This is a genomic window from Bacteroidales bacterium (genome assembly GCA_031275285.1).
Lineage (GTDB): Bacteria > Bacteroidota > Bacteroidia > Bacteroidales > UBA4181 > JAIRLS01.
This window is the reverse complement of sequence record JAISOY010000066.1, coordinates 1-25,717: the sequence shown is the minus strand read 5'-3', so window position 1 is coordinate 25,717 and position 25,717 is coordinate 1. Positions and strand designations below refer to the sequence as shown.

Genomic DNA, 25,717 nt, shown 5'->3' with positions numbered 1-25,717 from the left:
ATCTAAATAATAATGAAACACATAAAACGGAATATCTTATTTTTCATTTGTATCTTTTATTTTGGGGGATGCAATTCCCATCATATCCAAGATACGAAAAATAACCCTTCACAGGATTATTATGTTGCTGCCTATATCTGGCCGTCCTGCCATGATGATCCTAAAGGACGTGAGCATTTATGGCCGGAAGGCAAAGGAGAATGGGAAGTGATCCAAAAAGGGGATCCGCGTTTTGAAGGACACTACCAACCCAAAATACCACTATGGGGATATGAACCCGATAATGATCCCAAAGTAATGGAAAAATGGATCAATGCGGCAACGGATCATGGGGTCAATGTTTTTATTTTTGATTGGTACTGGTATGATGAAGGTCCGTTCCTGGAAAGTTGCCTTAATGATGGATTCCTCAAGGCAAAAAATAATGAAAAAATGTATTTCTATTTGATGTGGGCCAACCATGATGTAAAAAGAAACTACTGGAATGTACACCTACATAAAGATGATCATTCTTTACTTTGGGATGCCTCTGTTGACTGGAAAAATTTCAAAATAATAGTCGATAGGGTCATCAAACAATATTTCAAAAAACATAATTATTTAAAAATTGACGGATGCCCTGTATTTTCTATATTTAGTATTCACAAACTAATCGAAAGTTTTGGGGATGTAGAAGGGGCAAAAAAGGCTTTGGATTATTTCCGGGAAGAAACAAAAAAAGCAGGTTTTCCTGATCTGCATATTCAATTAACCGCCAGTCATCCAAACAAAGAAATTATAGAACGCATGGAGAAATTGGGTGCAAATAGCGCTACACAATACAATTGGAGCGGCCCCCACCCGGAAGATTATATTCTCTGGGGAACACAAGCCATGGAACGGCTAAACAGATGGGAAAGCGAACTCTCCATACCTTATTTTCCAAATGCTTCTATCGGATGGGATGATACTCCCAGATTTCCCCATAAAACCCAAAAACATGTAGTACATTATAATAATTCCCCTCAAAGTTTTGCCACATTTTTACAAAAAGCAAAAGAATATTGTGATAACCATCCCGACCAACCTAAACTGATTACCGTCTTTTCATGGAATGAATGGGTTGAAGGAGGATATCTCTTACCCGACATGAAATATGGATTCGGTTACCTGGAAGCCGTTAAGGATGTGATGACCGGAAAATACGATCAATATAAAAAATAAACCACATTATTATTTATTAAATAACCATGAACAATAGAAGAGAATTCCTAAAGAAAACAGGGTTGATCGCCATGGCTGCAGCAACCGGTAGCGGATTAGCAGCAAACACATTGGTAGAAAAAGATCGATCATTGTCCCTGAAAAAGACAAAAATATCCGTAAATGACCAATGGGATGTTATTGTTGTGGGAGGAGGACCAACCGGATGCGCGGCTGCAACGGCTGCTGCACGTGAAGGGGCACGTACCCTGCTGATAGAAAGTACCGGCGCTCTTGGCGGAATGGGAACATCCGGACTGTTGAACGCATGGTGTCCTTTTACCGACGGAGAAAAAATCATATACAAAGGAATCGCCGAAAAGGTATTTCTTGAATCCAAGAAAGGGGTTCCTCATTTCAAGGGTAATGACTGGGTACCAATTAATGCGGAATACCTCAAAGTTGTCTATGATGACCTGGTTACGGGACAAGGTGTTAATGTTTTACTATTCACCACCATGGCAGGAGTGGAAATGAAAGATAAAAACACGGTAGATGCCATTATTGTAGCCAATAAATCAGGGCTTACCGCATACAAAGCTAAAATTTTCATTGATTGTACGGGAGACGGGGATCTGGCGGCATGGGCCGGTGCCGGTTTCGATTTGGGAGATAATAGTGGAGCCGTACAGCAGGGTACCCTTTGCTTTACGGTATCCAACATTGACCAATATCATTATTCATTAACAGGATCGGTACATAACAACAGAAAAGACAGTCCTATTCATCCTATTGTGGCATCAGAAAAATATGACATGGTCAACGATCACCATTTCAATGATAAATTAGTCGGACCGGCACATATGGCTTTTAATGCCGGACATGTAACAGTAAACAGCCTTGATCCGGCTTCACTTACAGAGTCAATAATGAAGGGGCGAAAATTGGTACGGCAGTTACATGAAGGGATGAAAGAATTCAGACCGGATATATTTGCAGCATCCTATCTTGCAGGTACAGGTGCATTATTGGGAATCAGGGAAAGTCGTCGAGTTAAATGCGACTACACTTTCACTTTGGAAGATTGGCAGGCCCGTCGTGATTTCGATGACAGCATCGGAAGAAACGCCTATTATATAGATGTACATAAAAAAGACGCCACTCATTATCCCCGTTATAAGAAGGGAGAATCACACGGTATTCCTTACCGTAGCCTGACCCCGATAAACCTGCAAAATATTCTTGTCGCCGGAAGATGCATGTCTACAGATCATTATGCACATGGAAGCCTGCGTGTTATGCCCCCATGCCTGGTCACCGGGGAAGCTGCCGGAATGGCTGCAATGCACGCCATTCAACAATCTAAAAATGATGTGCATAAAATAGATATCCAACATCTCCGGAAAAGACTCAAAGAAGAAGGACAATTAATATAACAACCTGTATAATGGTTATTATATATTGCTTTTATGCCACTCAGAATTAAATAATTAAATAATTAAATATCCACCAAATGAAAACTGTGCGATTATTATTTATTCTCCTGCAGATAATAATTATTTTCCCACCCGATACAAAGGCTCAGGATTTTTTAGTAACAATAAATAGGGATACGCTCAATTGCAGGTTAGGTAAACTTGAAAAAGACCAGTACCCTATTACTTTTTTCGTTGATAACGAGAAAATCCATGGCTATATCCATAAAGATTCGATACTATTTTTAAAAAAGAACGTATTTCAAAGCCTGCGTAATAATAAACTTCTTCCATGGTATCCCTTAAGGGATATTAATATTGACGCCGGAGTTGCTCACCAGTTCGGAACTTTTCGATTTGAAGATGATCTGACAAGTAAAAGTAATTTCGCAGCACGAACAGGCTTTTATGCAAATGTGGATATGGTATATTATTTATCTGATACGGTTTAAAATATAATTACCGAACATTATTAAGCGGTGATATTCATTATCAATATGCCGGAGTTTTGTTTTTTTTCAGGTTCTGGGATAAAAAGAGAAACAATTTTTTATTTTTCAGCGTTTCGCCCGGTTTTGGATGGATGATGCAAAAGAACGCACCAATTCAGATTTTTTCGCAACGAGAACGTATAAAGATGCATGCTAATTCCATTGCCGGCGATTTTGCGGTAGGATATAGTTTAAAAGTTGCTGAAAATGTTTCCGCGCGTGTGAAATTATCCTGCAATCTGGGATATCCTAAAAAGGTAAGAGTTCCTGATATTAAAGATTATGTGTTTGAGATCGGCGATTATTGCGATAATATGAATACAGTAAACCTTTCTGTCGGCTTTACTTTTCACAGGAAAAGACCATTAGATTAAAAACAATTAATATATTTAATGTCATAAATAATCTCAAATAAAAAAATGAAGACATCTTGTATCGTTTTAATCTTCTCATTTTTAACTTATTCTTTATTTTCTCAGGAAGTGCGGTATGAACGTAATTATATCCATACCTTCCACTCAATAGACGGTCACGGAGGAGAATTCCTCTGGAAAATGAAAAAAGCAGGTGATATCACGGATAAATCCGAAAATATTTCTACTTCTAAAATTTCTACTTCCGACTGGATACCGGCCATTGTTCCCGGAACCGTACTCAATTCCTTAGTCTACAACAAGGTATATCCGGAACCTTATTTTGGAGTGAATAATAAACTGGAATCCGGTTTAATTCCTGATTTATACCATGCCGGAAGGGATTTCTATACTTACTGGTTCCGTACAGAATTTGATCTGGATAAGACACAACATGAAAAGAAAAGGACCTGGCTCCAGGTTGATGGAATCAATTACCGGGCGGAAATATGGCTTAATGGCAATATGGTCACCTATATATCCGGAATGTTTTTACAGGATCAGGTAGATATTACCGATTACATCAGATTCGACCAGAAAAATGTACTGGCTATAAAGGTATACCCTATAGACGTTCCGGGTACCATCAAACCCAAAGGGCAGAAATCATTCGGAGCCAAGGATGAGTTCCAAAACGGGGGAAATGGAGAAATTGGAAAAAATGTAACCATGCTGATGACTGTCGGCTGGGATTTCACTTTTCTGGATGGAATCCGCGACCGGAATACCGGAATATGGAAGAATATTTCCATATTCACCACCGGAGATGTTAAACTAAGGCATCCTTTCGTTAAATCGGAACTGCGTAAACCAGATTATGATCAATCCAGACAAACAATTTCCGTAGAAATAAACAATCCTACCTATGGAAACCGAAAAGTAAAAGTAGTGGGTGAAATCAAAGAAGGAAACATCCGTTTTGAAAAGGAAGTTAGTCTGTTCCGGGGAGAAGTAAAAGAGGTAATATTTACTCCGGAAGAATTTCCACAATTAGTGATCAATAACCCCCGCTTATGGTGGCCATTAAATAAAGGAAAACAGGAATTATACCATATCACTTTCAAAACGTTTATCGGCGAAACCCAAACAGATGAAATTTCCTCCCGTTTTGGTATCCGTGAGATCACATCGGATAGGAATACCCCGGACAAATCACGGACTTTTTATATTAACGGAAAACCCATCTTTATCCGGGGAACCAACTGGATTCCCGAAAATATGTTGCGCTTATCCGACGAACGTACTTATGCCGAACTACGTTACACCGCTCAATCAGGCGTTAACCTGATCCGTTTCTGGGGAGGTGGAATTACCGAATCGGATTATTTTTTCCAGCTATGTGACGAAATGGGTATCATGGTATGGACGGAATTCTGGATGACCGGCGATACCAAACATCCGCAGGATGTAGGATTATTCCTGAGCAATGCAACGTCCACCATTAAACGTATACGAAATTATCCCAGCCTGGCTTATTACGTATGTTCGAATGAGTCAACCGAAATGCCCCATATCAGGGATTTAGTAACTAAACTTGACGGTACCCGCGGTTATCAGATGCAATCCGAAGTAGAAGGGATTCATGACGGAAGTCCTTATAAAACGGTAAATGTCATGCGGCATTATGAAAATACAGCTTCCGATAGGGGAAGCCGCGTGGATGGTTTTAATCCTGAATATGGAGCCCCTTGTCTGCCAACAGTGGAATGTCTCAGGGAAATGATGCCGGAAAAAGACCTGTGGCCGATCAATAAACCGGTATGGGACTATTCGGACGGAAACGGATTTCATCAGATGTCGACTTTGTATGTGGATCTGACCAATCAATATGGTGAGTCTAACAGCATCGATGAGTTTGCTATGAAAGGACAGTTTGTCGGTGCCCTCAATTACAAAAGCATCTGGGAGGTCTGGAACTACAATAAACTGAATTACGGAGACCGGTATTGCTCAGGATTTTTGTACTGGTATCATAATTCGGCCATCAGACAGGTATGCGGAAGGATGTGGGACTGGTCCCTGGAACCGACAGCCGCTTTATATGCCGCTCAAAATGCCTGCGAACCTTTGCATCCGCAATTCGATTACCTGAAAAACACGGTTTCGGTAGTAAATGATTTCTACCAATCTTTCAGCGACTATAAAGTAACAGCAGAAGTGTACGACCTCAACATGAAAAAAGTATTTTCGAAAGAAGCCAAAGTCAATCTACCCGAAGACGGAGTTGCCAATGATATTTTTAAAATTGATTTTCCTGAAAATATCACGAATGTACATTTCATCAAACTGAGATTGTTCGACAATAAAGGAAAACAAGCAGGAAGTAGTTTTTACTGGAGATCCAATAATAAATACGAGGGCAAAAAGACCCTGACCGGACCTGCTACTGCTGGATTTCAGGAGATCAATAATTTAAAGAAGACAAAAGTGCAGGTGAAGTATACTATTAAAGAGGAAAATGGAAAGTACTTTATTTCTTTAAATCTGAAAAATACCGGGAAAACCTTATCATTTTTCACACAGGTACAATGGCTGGATAAATCCGGAAAGCCGGTACGTCCGTCGTTCTATACAGACAACTTCATCTCCCTGTTGCCGGGCGAAACCGCAGGGATGACCATCGAGACCAACATGAAGAATCTTCCTGATAATGAATATTTCCTTGTTGTAAAAGGGTTTAATGTACCGGAACAACGATTCACTATCCGACCAATTAGGAAATAACAAATGAAAGGATAGTGCTTCACACCACAACTCGTTGGGAAACCATGCAGTAATACAACCAATAATTCAGAAGATAAATCCTCGTAATCATTAATAATGTGAAAAATATGTGTAAGAAAGTGTTTTTATTAGTTGTCTTTTTACCTGTTCAATTCTTATTTGCCCAACAGGATCTGTTAACCAAATTCCCCAAAGGATCCAGACCTGAAGAGGTCGGTAAGCGATTAGCCTATCATTTTGTAGATGACAGGCATGACCTGTATGCCGGGAGATATATTCATTATGCAGAAGTATGTACCTGGATCGGATCATTAGGTTATGCTACTCAAACAAAGAACCAAAAGCTTATCAAACTTTTGCAGGATAAATTTGAACCGTTCTTTACAAGGGAAAAAGCACTGTTGCCCCCCATGAACCATGTCGACTACAATATGTTCGGCGGGTTAGCCCTGCAACTTTATCAAATAACAAATGATAAACGATATATGGATATGGGATTAGCTTATGCCGATTCACAATGGAAAGTGCCGGACAACGCAAAGCCGGCAGAAAAAGCCTGGGCAGAAAAGGGATACACCTGGCAAACCCGCTTGTGGATTGACGACATGTACATGATTACTGTTGTACAAATGCAGGCTTATTTAGTGACGGGAGACCGTAAATACATGGACCGGGCCGCAAAGGAAATGGTGATGTATCTGGACGAACTTCAACGTCCGAACGGTTTGTTTTATCATGCACCGGATGTTCCTTACTATTGGGGACGAGGCGATGGATGGATGGCTGTAGGTATGGCAGATTTACTCCGTTATCTGCCTGAAAATGACACCAATCGTCCGCGTATAATGAAAGGCTTCCTTACCATGATGGAAAGTTTAAAAAAATACCAGCAACCAAGCGGTATGTGGAACCAATTGATTGACGAACCGGATTGTTGGCCGGAAACATCTTCGTCCGCTATGTTCACCTACGCATTTATCGTGGGTGTAAAACAAGGATGGCTGAATGAGGAAGAATATGCCCCGGCAGCACGGAAAGCATGGCTCGCCTTGGTTTCATACATCGACGAACGGAACAATGTAACCGAGGTTTGTATCGGTACCGGTAAAAAGAATGATAAGCAATATTATTATGATCGTCCGCGTCTGGCTGGTGATTTTCACGGGCAGGCTCCTTTTCTTTGGTGTACTGTTGCCCTTTTAGAAAAATAGATTTTTCCGAAATAAATCTCCTTAAACCAGAGCTTTGAACAGGATGGAACCTTTCGTTTTATCAGAACGAATCGGTTATGTCAAGGGTAAATAATAAATAATGAACCGGAAGTCTGTTTGTTTCTGATAAACAGATCATCAATAGTCAAATAATAAATATACCAAAACATTGATATCCCTACTAAACTCTGAAAAATACCCGGGAAATAGCCCATTAATCAGGCGAAATTTCCCGTACCTGAACAGGAAGATCATCCTGCTGTTGTTTCTGTTCTTCGTATACCATAATACCTATGCCCGGATCACGATCACCGATCTGGGAGCCAAAGGGGACGGCGTAACAGACAATACGGAGATCATACAAAAAGCGATCGACCAATGTTCCGGAACATCTGCCGGAACGGTTATTGTCCCTCCGGGGAAATATCTGACCCGACCGCTCTTTATGCGTTCAAATGTCCGCCTGCACATCGAAGCCGGAGCAGAACTGCTGGGAAGTACCCGGTTAAAAGACTATTCGGATGTATTTCCCGTACTGAAAGGAAAAGAATCCCCGGCATTAATATATGCGGAAAACAAGGAAAATATTTCTGTTACCGGACATGGAACGATCAACGGACAAGGAGGGCATGCGGAATTTCAACACGGCAATGATTCCCAGGGAGGACCACGCCGTCCGAAAATCATCTATTTCCGGAAGTGCAAAAATGTGACGGTAACGGATATTACATTACGCAATTCCGCATACTGGACACAGGATTACGAACAATGCGACGGCGTTTTTATCAGGGGCGTAAAAGTTTATAGTCATTGTAATTACAATAACGACGGATTGGATATTGACAGCCGGAATGTAATCGTCTCCGATTGCTATATTGATACGGACGATGATGCTTTATGCTTCAAAAGCGATTTCTCATCCGTATGTGAAAATATCACCGTATCCAATTGTGTACTGGCAAGCAACTGTAATGCAATAAAATTCGGAACGGCCTCTTTGGGAGGTTTCAGGAATATTACCGTCACCAACTGCGTAGTCAGGAGTGCATCGGAAGATAATATCCGGAAATGGAAAACCAACAAAGCTACGGCATTTGCCGGTATTCAACGCGATACGACCGTTCTGGCCGGAATTGCGCTCGAATCGGTAGACGGCGGCGTGATGGACGGCATATCCGTTTCAAATGTTCTGATGAGCGGGGTGCAGACTCCTGTGTTTATCCGGCTGGGAGACAGAAGACGTACCTACTCAAAAGGAAATGTAAGCATTTTAAAGAACATTCAGATCCATCATATTATCGCACAAAGCGAAAGCCTCATCGCCTGTTCCGTAACAGGGGTACCCGGATCCTATGCCGAAAATATTTCGTTGAGAGATATACACATCACAGCTCCCGGAGGAGGAACAAAAGTTCAGGCGGAAGAAACCGTGAAAGAAGCGGAAAAAGGCTATCCGGAAAACAGGATGTTCGGTTCTGTGCTGCCTGCATCCGGCTTTTATGTACGGCACGTTAAAAATATCACCTTCCAGAATGTTTCCGTCATCACCCGGAAACCCGATATAAGGCCGGTATTTTATTTCGACGATGTGACGGATGGCAGACTAAATTTATCTGAAGATGCCGAAGTAAAACAAGTCAATAGCAAAAACATCCTGGTAAATGGTAAATAAAAAAGAAAGACCATCCGTTCTGATCATCCTGTTCCTGTGGCTTCTCCCGGAATGGAATTTATGGGCGCCGAATTATCCCGACCGGGAAAACCCGGAAGTTTTTGCTATTAATTCGGCTGATAGTTGGAGGCAATCCGGGTATCTATCCGGAATATTTGAAAAAACATATTATCCGTTAATATTTACTTTCACCTATGAGTACTAAAATGGCCTTCCTTTTATGTCTTTTGCTTATATCTTGTACCCGTTACTCTGATAAGGTGGAATATGCTTTGCAACTTGCGGACAACAACCGTTCAGAGTTGGAGAAAGTGCTTGAACATTACCGCATGCAGAAAGACAAGTTAAAATATCGTGCTGCAGAATTCCTGATAGCCAACATGCCTTATCATTACACAATAAACTATTCATTATTAGATTCGTTCAGGTTCCATATCCGTACTACAACACCCACTGCACATAGTTTGTACGATTTTGAACAAAAGTATGGGAAACTGGCAGGCAGTCAATATATGATACCTGATATAGAAGTAATTGATTCGGAATTCCTAATCCGGAATATTGATTTTTCATTCATGCTCTGGCAGGAAATGCCCTGGTGCCGTCATCTTTCATTTGACCTGTTTTGCGAAAAGATACTGCCTTACCGAGTAGGTAATGAACCTCTGGAAGACTGGAAAGAAATATATTTCAATCGGTTTCATACGATGTTGGACACTCTGAAATATAAAAATGATCCCATAGCCGCCGGAAGATTATTGTTCAATTATTTGAATAACCAGGTATGGATATTCGAACCGGCGTTACCCTCGACTCCTCATCTGGGAGCCTTAACGCTTCTGAAAATGTACGGCAATTGCCGCGATCAAACCGATATGATGACCTATGTCATGAGGTCGGTTGGTATACCATGCGCCATTGATATGATTGTCCAGAATCCGGACCATTCCACCCGGGCGCATCTCTGGATAAGCGTAGGCGACGAGGTAAACGGGATAGCTCCTTTTGAGCTGCAGAATTTTCGCGAACCCACCTTTCCACATCGTGTACCCAGAAAACTGGGAAAAGTATATCGTCGTTTTTTTGCTCCCCAGAAAGAATCTTTACCGCTACAAGCTGCTGATACGGTCATGATTCCTTCCACCCTCCATGATGCCTTCCTTCGCGATGTATCATCGGATTATTTTCCTTATAACCGGATAACTTTACACCCTGATCACCCTTATAAGACAGGTAGTATATTATATTTAAGCGTATTCAACAATAAAGAATGGATCCCGATGGCATGGAACCGTACTACCAGGCGGGGAATCCGGTTTCATTATGTTGAATCCGGAATTGTTTACCTGCTATCCGAATATTCAGACGGGTACGTGATTCCGGCTTCACTCCCGTTTATAGTAAATGAAAACGGAACTTTTTCATTTACCCGCGCAGACACTACAAAACGGCAAACGGTAAAACTGACACGTAAATACCGATATTCTCCCTGGTTGATGCAATTTATGGTACGGGCCATTGGCGGTAAATTTCAGATGGCCAATGATATTTCTTTTTCAGATCCGGTGACCTTGTATACCATAGAAAATGCGGCTACCATGAACTGGGTGGAAATTCCGGCGGATATTTCCGGTAAGTTCAGATATGCGCGTTATCTGTCAGGCCCCAGGGGCTATAACAATATGGCCGAAATACAGTTTTTTTCGGATGACAAATTATTATCCGGTAACACGATAGGAACACAAGAAGCTTTTCAGGATGATCCCCGGCGAAGTTTTGAAAAAGCTTTTGACGGTATCCCGGAAACATTTTTTGATGCCGCCCATCCGGATAGCGCCTGGGTAGGGATGGACTTTGGTAAACCGCAATCGATCGATCGCATCCGGTATATTTTCAGGAATGATGACAACAACATACGTCCGGGCGATCAGTATGAACTGAAATACTGGGATAACGGCAGATGGGTTTCATTGGGATATCAGGTGGCGGAAGGCTATGAAATGATTTATGATCAGGTCCCGTCCGGAGCATTATATATACTGCGCAATCATTCGCGGGGTAAAGAGGAACGTCCCTTCACCTATGAAAATGATGAACAGGTTTGGTGGTAACAATGTTGAGTTCAATATTTTTTAATTAATTAATTTTTTAGCTATGTTAAATATGAGTAAAATTTTTAAACAAAGAGTGTTTCTAACAAGTGCAATGCTATTAAGTGCATTTGTTTTCAGTTGTTCGCTTTTTTTTGCCGGATGCGGGAAAGAAGAGGATGAACCGTTAAATGAGGATATACTCAACTCGCCCGAATTAGAGGAGTATATTGTAGCCGGAGCTGATTTTAAACGATCAGTGGATATCTTCACAGGCGGATTGAACAAAATCGACTTCTCTACCCTGGAAGTTACCTACGATGCGGACGGAAGAAAAGTGATACATCTTCCTGCTGCGTTGGTTGGCTCTGTCGATATAGAAGAGAAAATAGGAGTGTTCAATGAAAAAAAGGAAATATTACAAAATAAATTTCCGCAAATCGCTGATTTTTCATTAAAGCTGAGAAAGAATTATATCCGGCAATCTATCCAGAGTTCTCTAAATGTAAAGAATAAATTACTGGATCTGGGAATCAGCCTTTCCCGTCCCTTGCTTAAAAGCGGTACGGTCGAAAACTGGACGGGACAAGAGGACATGGTTTTTTTATATTCTTATCTGTCTTCATGGGTAAGTAGTCCTGACTATGTGGAATTATACATCATCGCATATGAAGATGGCAGCTTTTCGACATGGATTGATGATCGTAATACTACGAATAAAACGCACATAACAGTAAGCGAAAATCCTAATACGGGTAAATATTATTTTTCTGAAGGAGGAATTAACAGTCCCATCTCCTGGGTAGCGCATACCCATAGAGACAAACCGTGTGCATCAAAGGAAGATAAGGAGGAGGGGATAACGGCACAAACCGGGCTACCCGGTTATATTTACTATCAGGGAGGATTTTATGATTATGACTATAACCCTAACAATATATGTGATTAATGATGGCTAAATTGACTTTTAATAAAAGAAAAAAACTCATTATTTGTTTTTTGTGGGGATTCTGTATTCCGGCACTACTTGCCCAACATATAGACCACGATGCGACCGATGGCGGCCGTTTCTTAAAAAAAGCAGAGTATAACCTGTTTTCCAAAGGCGGTACGTTCAATGGTCTTACATTTGGTGATAGTTATAACCTGAGCAGTAAAACGGATACGGAGAAATTGCTTTTCGGGAATTTCAATGCCCCGGTAGAGTTCTTTTACTCACCTTCTTTTGAGGACGAGTTTGGTTTCCGTATAAGGAGAGACTCACTGGATACATCTTTTATCCTTGAGGTCAAATGGGTCGCGAATTATAGTGAAGCGAGGAAAATGGCCAGCAAAGAAGCTGGAAAAGAGGATCACCGGATCAATCTTCCGATAAAACAGCTGGATTCTTTACCAAGGAATGTATTTAACCTGATATTTGATCATAACAAAACCATAGGAAGTAAAATTTATTCTAAAGAACTGCCCAAGCTCCTGAAGGCGGATGGCCGCTCTTTTCCCATCAGTGATCAACTGGCAGGGAAGATGTACGAAAAAATGGTCTCATTCATCGGTAATTTTAAGGCAATAGGAGTTCCCCATATTATTTCAGACGGCTATTCGGTAACCTTCCGCACCGTGGTGGATGACGAAGTATGGTCGTTATACATTCATGAGCCTCAGGAGAATGCCCTTAAACTGTCTGATCTCTGCAGGCAGATCATGACGGATGCCATGGATGGAAAACCGGATGAAGCAAAGTACATCAAATTACTGAATGAATTTTGATCAACCAATGAAAAAAATATTCATCACCTGTTTTTTGTGGATATTCTGTATTCCATTTGCCCTTTCTCAAAATGTAGACCATGACGCTACCGATGGCGGTCATTTCTTAAAAAGGGTGGAGTATAATTTGATTATAAAAGGCGATACGTCCAAAGGCCCTGCATTTGGTGATAGCTATCACCTGAGCAGCAAAACGGATACGGAGAAATTGCTTTTCGGGAATTTCAATGCCCCGGTAGAGTTCTTTTACTCGCCTTCTTTTGAGGACGAGTTAGGCTTCCGTATAATGAGAGACTCACTGGATACATTTTATATCCTTGAGGTCAAATGGGTCGCGAATTATAGTGAAGCGAGGAAAATGGCCAGCAAAGAAGCTGGAAAAGAGGATCACCGGATCAATCTTCCGATAAAACAGCTGGATTCATTACCAAGGAATGTATTTAACCTGATATTTGATCATAACAAAACCATAGGAAGTAAAATTTATTCTAAAGAACTGCCTAAGCTCCTGAAGGCGGATGGCCGCTCTTTTCCCATCAGTGATCAACTGGCAGGGAAGATGTACGAAAAAATGGTCTCATTCATCGGTAATTTTAAGGCAATAGGGGTTCCCCCGTTTATTTCAGATGGCTATTCGGTAACATTCCGTACCGTGGTGGATGATGAAGTATGGTCTTTATATATCCACATGCCTAAGGGAAACTCCCTTAAATTATCTGATCTTTGCAGACAGATCATGGCGGATGCCATGGATGGAAAAGTAGATGAAGCGAAGTACATCAAATTACTGAATGAATTTTAATCATTGGCGACTTTAATGATATTTCCCTGTTTCACATTTATTTATGCATGCTAACAGGGAAATAATCATACAGGATCAAAATGGATAGTATATTGAAAAATAAAGAAAAATTCATTCTTGCCGGTTCATTTTTTATCATTGTACTCGGAACCGTTTTTTGTGATTTTAATAAGTTTTTTGATTCGGAACTGAAATCAAAATGGTATTGGCTTTACATCACCGTATCTGTATGCGGGTTGCTGTTCCTTTTGGTCAGGCGTAGAGAAATTTTAAATCCGGAACCGTTCGGCTATTGGTTTATATTGCTTTTTGTGTATTGCTTTCTTAGAGTGATCACCGGACAGTTTGTACTTTCGTTCCTTTTACCATGTATCTTGTATTTTTTAATATGTTATCTGTTTTTTCAGATATTTCAGGAACAAACATTCGGATATATTTCGGGTTCCATCGTCATTTCTGCGTTTTTCCTTGCATGTCATGGCATTGCCCAGTATGTTGGATTGCTGCATGAAGGAACCCACTTCAGGGTGGTAGGAAATTTCAACAACCCCGCGGGCTTCGCTTCCATGTTGGCCATAAGTGTACCGTTTATTTTTTATTTTACCCTATCCGGCAAACGTTGGATGAAATACATAGCATGGTTTACTTATGCTGTAGTTGGTACGGCAGTCGTTCTGTCTGCTTCCAGAGTCGGAATGATAGCTATTGCAGTTTCAAGCTTTTTTTATATTCTGAAACAAAATAAGACATTTCGTGAATCAGTCGTATGGAAGAAGGTTATTTTTTTCCTTTTGATATCAACCGTTTTATCAGGACTTTATTTTATAAAAAAAGATTCGGCCGACGGGCGTATACTTATCTGGAGGTGTACTTTGGATATGATACGGGAGAAACCCTTATTCGGACATGGATATAAAAGTTTCGAAGCCCAATATATGCTTTATCAGGCACGCTATTTCGAACAAAACCCCGAAAGCGAATTTGCCTTGTTGGCTGATAACGTTAAACATCCGTTTAATGAATTTTTATTTTTAATTACAGAATTCGGACTGGTATCTTTCCTGTTGCTTGTTTTTTTGGTAGTTATCCTTATACGGACATACCTTCAGGATCAGGATGAAAAGTCATTCATACTCATGCTGGCTATGGCAGCCATATTCATTTTATCGTGCTTTTCTTATCCTTTTCAATATCCGTTTACCTGGCTTATAACCGGCTTTAGTATAGCTGCATTATCCTGTAAAAACAATGAACGATCTCATGCGAACCGGGGCTTCAATTTTCTCATTTTATCCTCATCCATCGTACTTTTGGTGTTTACTGTAAAAGAAGTTTATTATGAGAGCCAATGGTACAATATAGTGAAGCAATCGGGCCTTATGAGAAAACAGGATGTAATTTCAGAATATGAATGTTTATATCCTTTTATGAATAAAAATGCCTATTTTGTATATAACTATGCTGCAATATTGAGATATAATGATCCGGAAAAAAGTACAGAGATGGTAATAGTATGTGAAAAGATGTTGAATGATTTTGATGTCCAGATGTTAAAAGCCGATAATTATAAAAAGCAACGGGATTTTTATAAGGCGAAGGATGGTTATGTGCTGGCATCACAAATGTGTCCCAATAGATTTGTCCCGTTATATGAACTGACAAATATATACGACAGTATCAAGCAACCGGACATAGCATTAAAAATAGCCAATGAAATTATTAATAAACCTGTAAAAGTACCATCAGCGACAATTTCCGCAATAAAAATGAAAATGAAAGAAAAAGTAGAAAATCAGGCATCTTCCGTAAATCTTTAATATTGACGGTAATTTGTTTGTTTTGGCAGTAGTATCACAGCCGGACCATATCCGGATATATTTGAAAAGAATGTTGAATTTTAACCATTAACCAAAATGTATACCAGACGTAATTTCATTAAAACTTCAGCCCTTGGAGCCGGGTTGATCAGTAGTAGTAGTTTATCTATGGCTTATGCTTTAACTGATACGAACAATCAGTTGACTTCGACAAAACATTGTCTGTTGCCTTCCCATAACATACCCGTAATCGTGGATGTTGATCTACTGGTGATAGGAGGTAGCACCGGGGCTGTTGCTGTTGCTTCCGAAGCTGCACAGAACGGCTTATCGGTCTTTCTGGTATCACCTCTCCCCTATCTGGGTGAAGATATTTGTGGAACCCTTCGTTTGTGGCAGGATGAAAATCCCAGCCAGTCTATGGCTGAGAAAATATTCCGGAACAACGTATCTCCCATGCCGCTTCATGTGAAAACCGTACTCGAAGACGAATTGATCACCAACAATATCAATTTCTTATACAGTAGTTATCTCGTGGATGTTCTATACAACAAAAACGGACAGATTTCCGGCGGCCTTATTTCAAATCGTTCAGGCTGTCAGGCTATCTGCGCAAAGATGGTTGTCGATGGCACGTTAGATGCCACATTTGCACGCGCTGCCCATATTCCTTTTTCCGGTAATACTTCAGGAAACCAGCAATACGAATTCATCGTTGTAGGAAATTCGAAGAAAACAAACGAACATATCACCGAAGTAGTTGAATTAGATACCCTGATTAAAGTTAAAGACAAAACTTACAAAGCGCTTCGTTACACCTTCAGTTTTCCCGACGCCGGAAACGATTTCGACGCATTAAACCGGATTGAACAACAAATACGTGATATCACCTGGGATGTTGATCAGGTGGATAGTGCCGATCTTCTTTACTATATACCGTCGCAACAGGTGAAAAGTAAATTACAGGCCCCCGCCACCGGTCAGGATATCCCTATACAGGCATTGCAGCCTGAAGAACATACCAATTTTTACCTCTTAAACGGATATGCAGATGTCTCCCGCGATGTGGCAGAAACAATGCTTCGACCTGTTTCGTTGATTGATTTAGGAAAAAAATTAGGAAAAGAAGTCGCATTACAATCGGGAAAAATAACAAAACCTACATATGCCGATCTGAATGTTCATACATCCAAAGCGGAAAACATTAAACCAAAAGCCCGTGAAATCAACTCCTACCTCAGGCCGGACTTTCATAAAGGAACCATCCAAATATCCGATATTCAACTTCCCGTATGGGGAGAATATGATATGATAGTGCTCGGAGGCGGTACAGCCGGTGCTCCGGTAGGGATCAGCGCCTCCCGACAGGGAATAAAAACGCTGACCATTGAATACCTGCACGGTCTGGGCGGCCTGACCACTACCGGGTTGATCGGCCGTTACTGGGATGGTTTCCGCGAAGGTTTTACCAAAGAGATAGATGCAGGAGTACGGAATATGGCTCCTCTCGACCATCCCCGTCAAAAAAAGAACTGGAGTGTTGAATGGCCATCCGATTGGAAAATGGAATGGTTCCGTAAAGAGATACGTAAAGCAAAAGGAAATATATGGTTCGGTACTATAGGATGTGGCACTGTTACCGACGGAAAACGTGTTTGTGGTGTAGTAGTGGCTACACCCTACGGAAGAGGTGTTGTTTTGGCCAAAACAGTGGTAGACAGTACCGGAAGCGCCGATATAGCCATTGCCGGAGGTGCAGGTTATGATTATACCGGAAAACATACTGTTGCTGTTCAGGGAGCGGGTCTATGCAAACGTGATCCGAACGATTTTTATAACAACAATGACTGGACCTTTATCGATGATTCGGATATACTGGATGTATCGCGGGTCTTTGTAGCTGCCAAAGCCAAGTATAAAGGCTCCTATGACCTGTGTAAAATTCCTCAGACCCGTGAAAGACGCAGGGTTATTGCAGAACATAATGTTTCTGTCCTCGACGTGATCAATGGCCGCCGGTACCCCGATACACTTTCATACCATACCAGTTCTTTCGATACTCATGGTTTCACTATTGACCCGTATTTTACATTAAAAGCGCCTGAAAAACGGCATAAAATATATAATGCAGATGTTCCTTTAAGGACATTATTACCCAAAGGTCTGGATGGGATCATTGTTACCGGTCTGGGAACCGGTGCACACAGGGATGCTATGCCCATCATCAGGATGCAACCATGCCTTCAGAATCAGGGTTATGCAGTGGGATACCTGGTAGCTACCGCAATAAAAGAAAACAAATCCGTACGGCAGGTAGATATCAGGAAAATACAACAATACCTCGTATCCATGGGTAATCTCCCTGATAGAGTACTTACCGACAAAAATAATTTCCCGTTCTCAAAGGCACAGTTCGTTGAGGCAGCTTCAAAACTCCATAACGATATGGAAGGACTGGAAATATTGCTTACAGACACCAAACAAGCCCTTCCTTTGCTTAAACAGGAATTCAAAAAGAAAGCCGGTACAGCCGAACAGATCAACTATGCGCAAACCCTTGCCATGTTAGGAGAAAGCGTAGGTATACAGGCATTGATCGATAAAATCAACAGTTTCACAGAATGGGACAAAGGTTGGGCATATACAGGTATGGGGCAATTCGGTCCATGTATGAGTCATCTGGACAGTCTGATCATTGCATTGGGGAATGCCCGTAAAAAAGAAGCCTTACCTGCTATTGAAAAATTGGCAAAGCAGTTAGAAGCAAAAAATACATTCTCGCATTTCAGGGCTGTTTGTATGGCATTTGAATCTATCGGGGATAGTTCTTCCGCGCCTTTACTATATGAAATGTTACATTTAAAAGATATCCGGAATGAAGTGGTGGACAATTATAAACAAGCACGTAAAGCCACTAATACAGATTGGTCGGATACTTCCATACGGAATAAAGTTTTGAAAGAATTGCACCTGGCCCGGGCCTTATATCGTTGCGGTGATAAGGATACACTCGGAGAAACCATCCTGAGAAGATATACCAATGATTTTCATAATCATTATGCCCGTCATGCAAAAGGAGTATTAAGTAATTGAAAATGGTTAATTGAAAAGTGAATATTTGTATCTCAAATTCCAGTGTTTATGTTATCAGGTTTATTATCATTAGAGCCTGCACTCAACAATATTAAATCATTGATAATAAGCTATTTGATCATATAATTTTATTCCATTTTATAAAAACAATACATCAAACCATATCAATATACAATTGATTCCTATTCATTAATTTACGATTTCATCATACCTTAGTATTTATCATTTTCCAGTAAAAAAAATCGAACCAATAAATTCAATTATATCATGAAGTATATCAAAAACTATCTTTTTGTATTTTGTATAATACCTGTCATGCTAAATAGTTGCAATCGATCAGATGAAATTGACATCTGCGTATACGGAGGCACATCTGCAGGAGTGATCGCAGCTTATACTGCTAAAAAAATGGGTAAAAGCGTTATTCTGATCGAACCGGGAAAGCGGCTGGGCGGATTAAGTTCCGGAGGCCTGGGACAAACTGATATTGGAAATAAATACGCTATTACCGGGCTTGCCCGTGATTTTTATCGTCGCCTGGGAGATCATTACGGAAAATTCGAACAATGGATCTTCGAGCCCAAGGTAGCAGAAGCTTTGTTTCTTGATTACATCAAAAAAGGTGAAGTGGATATTATGTATGATTCGAGGCTGGTTTCTGTAAAAAAAGAAAACGGTTCCATCAAGGAGATCATGGTTGAAAATTCAGTAAATCCGTCTCCGGAAAACAATAAGGTGATCAAAGCCAGGATGTTTATTGACTGCACTTACGAAGGGGATCTGATGGCAAAAGCCGGAGTTCCTTATGCAACAGGCCGCGAAGACAACAAGGAATACAACGAAACGATCAATGGGGTTCAACTGATGCACGGACACCAGTTTCCTGACGGCATAGATCCCTATGTAATTCCGGGGAACCCGGAAAGCGGACTGGTATGGGGCGTCACCGGTAATATACTGGAACCGAACGGAACAGGAGACAAAAAAATCCAGGCATATAATTATCGTATTTGTTTGACTTCCGATCCTGCCAATTTAGTTCCTATTAGCCGTCCGGAAGGATATGACTCAACCATGTACGAATTATTGGTTCGACTGATAAAAGCCCAACCCGACAAAAAATCCTTAAATGACTACTTTATCTGGAGCCGTATGCCTAATAATAAAACGGACATCAATAACCGGAACGGGTTTTCAACAGATATGATCGGCGCTAATTATGATTATCCCGATGGAAGTTATGAAGTCCGGGAAAAAATCATTAAAGATCATGAGATATATACCAAAGGATTACTATACTTTTTCGGACATGATCCCCGTGTACCGCAAGAAATAAGGACTGAAATGCTGAAATGGGGTTATCCGAAAGACGAATATGTAGAATACGGGCATTGGTCGCCTCAGCTATATATCCGTGAAGCCCGGCGAATGATTGGCGCTTACGTAATGACCCAAGCCAATTGTCAGGGAAAAGAAGTGGTAGAAGATGGGATAGGTATGGCGGCCTATACGATGGATTCCCATAATTGTCAACGTTTGGTAATCAATGGACAGGTAAAAAATGAAGGGAATGTGGAAGTCGGTGGATTCGGCCCCTACCCTATCGCCTACCGGTCCATCACGCCCAAACAGGAAGACTGTCGTAACCTGTTGGTACCCGTATGTCTTTCTTCAACACATATTGCTTTCGGTTCCATACGTATGGAGCCTGTTTTTATGGTGCTTGCCCAATCTTCCGCTGTTGCAGCATCCATGGCCATTGATGGAAAAAAAGATGTACAACACATCGATGTGAAGAAACTTCAGAATACACTAATAGAAAAACCATTAGCAGATGAAAGCATATTTGAGATCCTGGTAGATAACGACTATAAAGATCTTATTGAAACCGATGGTGAATGGGAAATTCAGAAAAATCGTTGCTACGGACCAACTATGCTGGTATCTAAAAATGGTTCTGGCTCTGTAAAGTTTAATATAGATATTCCCCGTAAAGGGAAGTATGATATTTATTCGTATCTCCCAAAAATTCCGGAACTAACCAAAGAATTATCTATCGATATATTTGATGGTGGTAACACTACTCGAAAAAATATTCAGACTTCCGATGTTGTGGTAGAAGGACAAACCTCTGGTGAATGGGTATTATTAGGAAGTTATTCTTTACCAAAAGGGAAAAAAAGCCATGTGAGTATTCTTGCTAACGGAGCAGGCAATGTACCGGCTGATGCAATTATATTAGTCCCTTCAAAGAAATAATAACAAGTAATAGTTATTAAAAACAAAACAAGCAGTTCATAATGAACTGCTTGTTTTGTTTTTAATAATATTTTATCTTAATTCTCCCCCAGAAATAAAGTCTGACCATTGAACACGACTGATTGTTCATTTTGCCCGTCTTCATAAGTGGCTGAAGAAATGTAATACTTCGGTTTTGAAAGTTTGGCTGTAGATTGCCCTTCTTCGTCAATCTGTGACATTACAGAGAATATCATATCGTTATAATCCTTGTCCGAACCAGTGGATTTATCTTCAAAGAACAATACAATACTCTTACAATCGACCGAATAGAATGTGTTGTAAGGAATACCCGAGAAGTTATTATTGTAATCACAAGAATAATTAGGATCATTCTGATTGATCTTCCAATCTGTAAACACCGGCATGGTATATCCTTTATTGGTGTAATTAACCCATCCGTTCTGTGAATTCCAGCTGTTTGGCGCCAGGAAGAGCACAATGCGGTCACCCTGGTTGAAGTTACCATCCTGCCTGTTATAATTTTTAATCTGCCAGGTTTGTCCGGATTCTAACGATCCTCCTTTTTTATAATCCATGATATTATTGAAGATAATATATTTTTCCTTTATCTTCTTGGACGATGTTCCGGCATTTTCCCAAAGATTATCCTTTACCTCGTTGGTATAATAAGTTTCAATATCCTGTCCGGCTGGAACTACAAAGAAACCCAGTGCATTTTTGAAAGTTGCTCCTTCAGCGATATAGCTGATGAATACGGGAGATTCTCCAAGTACTTCGATATACCGTGGAACATCGTTTGCATTTCCGAATAATGTATTAACAATCTGATTATCGCTGGTAAATACATTTTTTGATTCAGGTAATAGGCTGGCTTTCGTACCATTAAACAGGTAACTCATAAAAGAAGTACATGCTTCACCCGGTACCGGAGGATCGATGGGCTTACCGTTATTAAAATCTATATAGAGGACCTTCAATCCGCCTAATCCGTCTGCGACAAATACGATATTTCCTTTGGAAGCTACAAAATTAGCCGAATATCCGTCTCCGAAATTAATACTGTTATTGTTACACAACACGATTTGGTCTTCACCGTCTACCTTTTTGATATCATACCAGTACAAACCTTTACCACCATTGGCCAACAGCATCAGGTTAGATTCTACCGCATCTCCCATTGAATTGTTTTTCTTATCGCTGTTCAAAGCCACACTATTGGTTACATGGTTTTCCGGGTCAGAACCGGGACGATCCAACTGGTCTACCACATTTCCATCCAAGTCAAGCATCCGTAATCCGCTTTCATTCATGGCTGAAAAAATGTAATCTTTCCATACTGTCATTTCCGATTTAGCTTCCTGTTGGGTAGCTTCACTGGTTACATTATAGATTTGTGCGATCAGATTTCCATTCAGGTCATATTTGTTGATACGGGCATGTTCTGCTTGCATCACATAGATATGATTATCGTCTACATCAACAGAACGGGCATTCTCCAGATCAATAAATTTTACCCTGGAATAGTCGGTTGCATTGATGATATACAATCCGCCATCCGTTCCATTCAAACCGCTACCGGTTGCAGCATATATATTACCTTTGGCCATCTTTACGGAAGTACCCTGATATGATGTCAATTGTTCTGCATAATACCCATCTTCATTAAAACTAAAGGTCTTATCTGCATTTAATTGTGCTACCAGGAAGAAAGCAAGATCGGTTTCATATTTTTCATCATACCCCAGATTCGGATCTTCATTCGCTCCTACTGCATAGATACGATTAGAGACCGGATCATAATCGATAGCACTGATTTCCGAATGACGTAAACTCATCAATGCTATATTTTCAACGGTAGCACCTACATCATTTCCCGATCCTGTATATGTAATCTTAAAAACGGCAATGGCGCCCACATGATCAGGTCCTTTGGTATTATAGGAAACAAAAGCATACTTAGCATCATCAGTCATTTTTACATGAGTAGCCTGAATGGTTAACGGACACTCACATCCGTCTATATCAACCTCAAACGGAGCTACCTCAGCAATCAGTTTAAAACGGTAATCATTACCGTATACAGGGGTTAGAGGAACATCGTTTCGTTTTAATAATGATTTTCTGGAACGTGAAGCCGAAATAAAATCATTTTCGGTTGAAACACCTTCCGGATATTCATTAAGAGCTTTGACCTTTATTGCAGAAGGATTATTGTTGATGATGATGCTCCCATTCATCAACTCCTTTTTGGCAGGATTTTCTCCTGAAGCAGGAGAATCTTCATTGTCTTTGTTACAGCTTGCAAGGCAAACCACACAAAGGGAAATAAAATATAAATATAATTTTTTCATATCTGAAACATATTTTACATGTGTATACTCAAAATCATGATACAATGTTACATAAAAATAGCATTATTTACCCTTTTTTTTGACAAAAGTAGTTTTTTCGGTGACGAACGTTTGATTGGGCTATTTGTTCCTGAAAAACAGCTGCATAGGTACACCTGTAAAGTCAAAATGCTCCCTGAGTTGATTCTCAAGGTAACGTTTGTACGGATCACGGATGTATTGCGGCAAATTGCAGAAAAACACAAATGATGGAGCCAGGGTAGGTAATTGTGTAACGTATTTTATCTTGATATATTTTCCTTTTACCGATGGTGGATGATGGTTCTCGATGACCTGCAGCATCACCTCGTTCAGTTTATGGGTGGGGATACGTTTAGTCCTGTTCTTATATACTTCCATAGCCGTATCGAGTACCTTTTGCAGTCGCTGTTTGGTCACTACGGAGGTAAAAATGATCGGCACATCTGTAAACGGGGCGATCCGGTCACGTATGACCTCTTCATACCGTTTGGTGGTGTGGTTGTCTTTTTCGATCAAATCCCATTTATTCACTAAAATAACCACCCCTTTCCGGTTACGTTGGATCAGCCGGAAGATATTCAGGTCTTGAGCTTCGATTCCTTGCGTAGCATCAATCATCAACAAACAGACATCCGAATTTTCAATAGCGCGAATGGCCCTCATAACCGAATAGAACTCTATATCTTCGCTTACCTTTCCTTTCTTTCGTAAACCCGCCGTATCCACCAGGTAAAAGCGATGATTGTACTTATTATACAGTGTATCGATGGTATCCCGTGTGGTACCGGCAAGCGGGGTAACTATATTACGGTCTTCTTCCGTCAGGGCATTGATCAGTGATGATTTTCCCACATTCGGACGGCCCACAATAGTGATCCTGGGTAATTCCTCTGCTTCTTCATTGATACTTTCCTTTGCCGGGAATTGCTCAAGGATCGCGTCCAGCAAATCACCTGTTCCACTGCCGTTGATGGATGAGATAGTGAAATAATCACCCAATCCCAATTTATAAAATATGGCGGCATCGTATTGACGCTCATTGGTATCGACCTTATTGACCACAAGAATGATCTTTTTATTTGTCCTACGCAAAATATCTGTGACGCCTTCCTCAAGATCGGTAATACCGGAAGTAACATCCACCAGAAACAGGATTACATCCGCTTCTTCAATAGCCAGAAGTACCTGTTTTCGGATCTCTTCTTCAAAAATATCGTCTGAATTGGTAATGTATCCGCCTGTATCAATGATTGAAAATTCCTGACCGTTCCATTCTACTTTTCCGTAATGGCGGTCGCGGGTAACGCCTGATTGTTCATCCACAATGGCATCCTTACGTCCTGTTAACCGGTTAAATAAAGTAGATTTACCTACATTCGGACGGCCTACGATCGCTACTATATTGCTCATATCTGTTTTATCGGTTTTGAACTGCAAAGGTAATCATAGAATCAGTAACAGCGCAAAAAAAATTAAATTCGCCGGAATCTATAAATTTGCAATATAAATGGTTGTATCTTTGAGGCACGAAAATAAGCCATGTCAGACAATATAGAATTTCGCACCAATAACTGGGACAAGGAAGATAAGGAACTCGACCGTTCGTTGCGTCCTTCCGGGTTCGGAGAATTCAACGGACAGCAAAAAGTGGTGGATAACCTGCGTGTTTTTGTGCAGGCTGCCAAAATGCGCGACGAAGCCCTCGACCATGTATTGTTGCATGGACCTCCGGGGCTTGGAAAGACCACTTTAGCCAACATTATTTCCAACGAGCTAGGAGTCAACCTTAAACTCACTTCCGGTCCGGTACTGGATAAACCTGGTGATTTAGCCGGTATCCTGACCAACCTGGAAAAGAATGACGTTTTATTTATCGACGAAATACACCGGTTAAGTCCGGTAGTAGAGGAATACCTGTATTCGGCCATGGAGGATTATACCATTGATATCCTGATTGATAAGGGACCCAGCGCACGTTCCATCCAGCTCACCCTGAACCCGTTTACGCTGGTGGGAGCAACTACCCGTTCGGGATTGCTCACCAGCCCTCTGAGGGCACGTTTCGGGATCACTTGTCATCTTCAGTATTATAATACCGATATCCTTACAGGCATTGTCTCCCGGGCAGCACGTATACTGAATGTCCCCATTCTGGAAGAAGCAGCCTTTGAGGTTGCATCGCGCAGTCGGGGTACGCCACGTATTGCCAATGCATTGTTACGTAGGGTCCGTGATTTTGCTCAGGTGAAAGGCGACGGTACCATCAACCTTGAAATTACGCGTTATGCCTTAGATGCCCTGAATATCGACAAGCACGGTCTGGATGAAATGGATAACCGCATCCTT

The 25,717-nt window shown here is 40.9% G+C and carries 18 protein-coding genes; 16 read left to right on the top strand and 2 right to left on the bottom strand.

Annotation, left to right across the window (positions count from 1 at the left end; genetic code table 11):
* The first annotated feature begins 12 nt into the window (after positions 1 to 12).
* From LBQ60_06420 to LBQ60_06350, 15 genes are all read left to right on the top strand, one after another.
* Positions 13 to 1,203 carry a glycoside hydrolase family 99-like domain-containing protein gene (locus tag LBQ60_06420; GenBank protein MDR2037541.1) on the top strand — a complete coding sequence of 397 codons (1,191 nt, stop codon included), beginning with the start codon at positions 13 to 15 and terminating at the stop codon, positions 1,201 to 1,203.
* A gap of 26 nt (positions 1,204 to 1,229) precedes the next feature.
* Entirely contained in the window at positions 1,230 to 2,618 is a 1,389-nt protein-coding gene (locus tag LBQ60_06415; GenBank protein MDR2037540.1) for an FAD-dependent oxidoreductase, read from the top strand.
* A 77-nt stretch (positions 2,619 to 2,695) separates the two neighbouring features.
* On the top strand, positions 2,696 to 3,109 hold the full coding sequence (locus LBQ60_06410; protein ID MDR2037539.1) for a hypothetical protein: 414 nt from the start codon (positions 2,696 to 2,698) through the stop codon (positions 3,107 to 3,109).
* A 56-nt stretch (positions 3,110 to 3,165) separates the two neighbouring features.
* Positions 3,166 to 3,522, top strand: a complete 357-nt coding sequence (locus LBQ60_06405) for a hypothetical protein (GenBank protein MDR2037538.1) — start codon at positions 3,166 to 3,168, stop codon at positions 3,520 to 3,522.
* Positions 3,523 to 3,567: 45 nt separating this feature from the next.
* Positions 3,568 to 6,285 carry a glycoside hydrolase family 2 gene (locus tag LBQ60_06400; protein ID MDR2037537.1) on the top strand — a complete coding sequence of 906 codons (2,718 nt, stop codon included), beginning with the start codon at positions 3,568 to 3,570 and terminating at the stop codon, positions 6,283 to 6,285.
* Positions 6,286 to 6,392: 107 nt separating this feature from the next.
* Positions 6,393 to 7,496: a glycoside hydrolase family 88 protein gene (locus tag LBQ60_06395; GenBank protein MDR2037536.1), complete on the top strand. Its 1,104-nt coding sequence runs from the start codon at positions 6,393 to 6,395 to the stop codon at positions 7,494 to 7,496.
* Positions 7,497 to 7,665: 169 nt separating this feature from the next.
* Positions 7,666 to 9,168, top strand: a complete 1,503-nt coding sequence (locus tag LBQ60_06390; GenBank protein ID MDR2037535.1) for a glycoside hydrolase family 28 protein — start codon at positions 7,666 to 7,668, stop codon at positions 9,166 to 9,168.
* Positions 9,158 to 9,373, top strand: a complete 216-nt coding sequence (locus LBQ60_06385; protein ID MDR2037534.1) for a hypothetical protein — start codon at positions 9,158 to 9,160, stop codon at positions 9,371 to 9,373. Before LBQ60_06390 ends, LBQ60_06385 begins: the two co-directional genes overlap by 11 nt.
* Positions 9,363 to 11,279: a discoidin domain-containing protein gene (locus LBQ60_06380; protein ID MDR2037533.1), complete on the top strand. Its 1,917-nt coding sequence runs from the start codon at positions 9,363 to 9,365 to the stop codon at positions 11,277 to 11,279. Before LBQ60_06385 ends, LBQ60_06380 begins: the two co-directional genes overlap by 11 nt.
* Positions 11,280 to 11,331: 52 nt before the next feature.
* Entirely contained in the window at positions 11,332 to 12,207 is an 876-nt protein-coding gene (locus tag LBQ60_06375) for a hypothetical protein (GenBank protein MDR2037532.1), read from the top strand.
* On the top strand, positions 12,207 to 13,025 hold the full coding sequence (locus tag LBQ60_06370) for a hypothetical protein (GenBank protein MDR2037531.1): 819 nt from the start codon (positions 12,207 to 12,209) through the stop codon (positions 13,023 to 13,025). Before LBQ60_06375 ends, LBQ60_06370 begins: the two co-directional genes overlap by 1 nt.
* A gap of 7 nt (positions 13,026 to 13,032) precedes the next feature.
* A complete protein-coding gene (locus LBQ60_06365) occupies positions 13,033 to 13,827 on the top strand; it encodes a hypothetical protein (protein MDR2037530.1) in 795 nt (264 codons plus the stop codon).
* A gap of 80 nt (positions 13,828 to 13,907) precedes the next feature.
* Complete coding sequence (locus LBQ60_06360) at positions 13,908 to 15,644, top strand: O-antigen ligase family protein (GenBank protein ID MDR2037529.1); 1,737 nt, start codon at positions 13,908 to 13,910, stop codon at positions 15,642 to 15,644.
* A 96-nt stretch (positions 15,645 to 15,740) separates the two neighbouring features.
* Positions 15,741 to 18,737, top strand: a complete 2,997-nt coding sequence (locus tag LBQ60_06355; GenBank protein ID MDR2037528.1) for an FAD-dependent oxidoreductase — start codon at positions 15,741 to 15,743, stop codon at positions 18,735 to 18,737.
* A gap of 267 nt (positions 18,738 to 19,004) precedes the next feature.
* A complete protein-coding gene (locus LBQ60_06350) occupies positions 19,005 to 20,996 on the top strand; it encodes an FAD-dependent oxidoreductase (protein MDR2037527.1) in 1,992 nt (663 codons plus the stop codon).
* A 77-nt stretch (positions 20,997 to 21,073) separates the two neighbouring features.
* Here the strand turns inward: LBQ60_06350 and LBQ60_06345 are convergent, their stop codons facing one another.
* Both LBQ60_06345 and der read right to left on the bottom strand, forming a co-directional pair.
* A complete protein-coding gene (locus LBQ60_06345; GenBank protein MDR2037526.1) occupies positions 21,074 to 23,350 on the bottom strand; it encodes a DUF4114 domain-containing protein in 2,277 nt (758 codons plus the stop codon).
* A 120-nt stretch (positions 23,351 to 23,470) separates the two neighbouring features.
* Positions 23,471 to 24,781: a ribosome biogenesis GTPase Der gene (gene der / locus LBQ60_06340; protein ID MDR2037525.1), complete on the bottom strand. Its 1,311-nt coding sequence runs from the start codon at positions 24,779 to 24,781 to the stop codon at positions 23,471 to 23,473.
* A 129-nt stretch (positions 24,782 to 24,910) separates the two neighbouring features.
* Between der and ruvB the strand changes: the two genes are divergently transcribed.
* Positions 24,911 to 25,717 (top strand): Holliday junction branch migration DNA helicase RuvB (ruvB, locus tag LBQ60_06335; protein MDR2037524.1); only part of this gene is annotated, 807 nt, incomplete at its 3' end.

What these genes read in the sequence shown, in the direction of transcription:
- LBQ60_06420 (MDR2037541.1), top strand. Translation starts at nt 13, where the DNA reads ATGAAACACATAAAACGGAATATCTTATTTTTCATTTGTATCTTTTAT.
- LBQ60_06415 (MDR2037540.1), top strand. Translation starts at nt 1,230, where the DNA reads ATGAACAATAGAAGAGAATTCCTAAAGAAAACAGGGTTGATCGCCATG.
- LBQ60_06410 (MDR2037539.1), top strand. Translation starts at nt 2,696, where the DNA reads ATGAAAACTGTGCGATTATTATTTATTCTCCTGCAGATAATAATTATT.
- LBQ60_06400 (MDR2037537.1), top strand. Translation starts at nt 3,568, where the DNA reads ATGAAGACATCTTGTATCGTTTTAATCTTCTCATTTTTAACTTATTCT.
- LBQ60_06395 (MDR2037536.1), top strand. Translation starts at nt 6,393, where the DNA reads ATGTGTAAGAAAGTGTTTTTATTAGTTGTCTTTTTACCTGTTCAATTC.
- LBQ60_06385 (MDR2037534.1), top strand. Translation starts at nt 9,158, where the DNA reads ATGGTAAATAAAAAAGAAAGACCATCCGTTCTGATCATCCTGTTCCTG.
- LBQ60_06380 (MDR2037533.1), top strand. Translation starts at nt 9,363, where the DNA reads ATGAGTACTAAAATGGCCTTCCTTTTATGTCTTTTGCTTATATCTTGT.
- LBQ60_06375 (MDR2037532.1), top strand. Translation starts at nt 11,332, where the DNA reads ATGAGTAAAATTTTTAAACAAAGAGTGTTTCTAACAAGTGCAATGCTA.
- LBQ60_06370 (MDR2037531.1), top strand. Translation starts at nt 12,207, where the DNA reads ATGATGGCTAAATTGACTTTTAATAAAAGAAAAAAACTCATTATTTGT.
- LBQ60_06365 (MDR2037530.1), top strand. Translation starts at nt 13,033, where the DNA reads ATGAAAAAAATATTCATCACCTGTTTTTTGTGGATATTCTGTATTCCA.
- LBQ60_06360 (MDR2037529.1), top strand. Translation starts at nt 13,908, where the DNA reads ATGGATAGTATATTGAAAAATAAAGAAAAATTCATTCTTGCCGGTTCA.
- LBQ60_06355 (MDR2037528.1), top strand. Translation starts at nt 15,741, where the DNA reads ATGTATACCAGACGTAATTTCATTAAAACTTCAGCCCTTGGAGCCGGG.
- LBQ60_06350 (MDR2037527.1), top strand. Translation starts at nt 19,005, where the DNA reads ATGAAGTATATCAAAAACTATCTTTTTGTATTTTGTATAATACCTGTC.
- LBQ60_06345 (MDR2037526.1), bottom strand. Translation starts at nt 23,350, where the DNA reads ATGAAAAAATTATATTTATATTTTATTTCCCTTTGTGTGGTTTGCCTT.
- der (MDR2037525.1), bottom strand. Translation starts at nt 24,781, where the DNA reads ATGAGCAATATAGTAGCGATCGTAGGCCGTCCGAATGTAGGTAAATCT.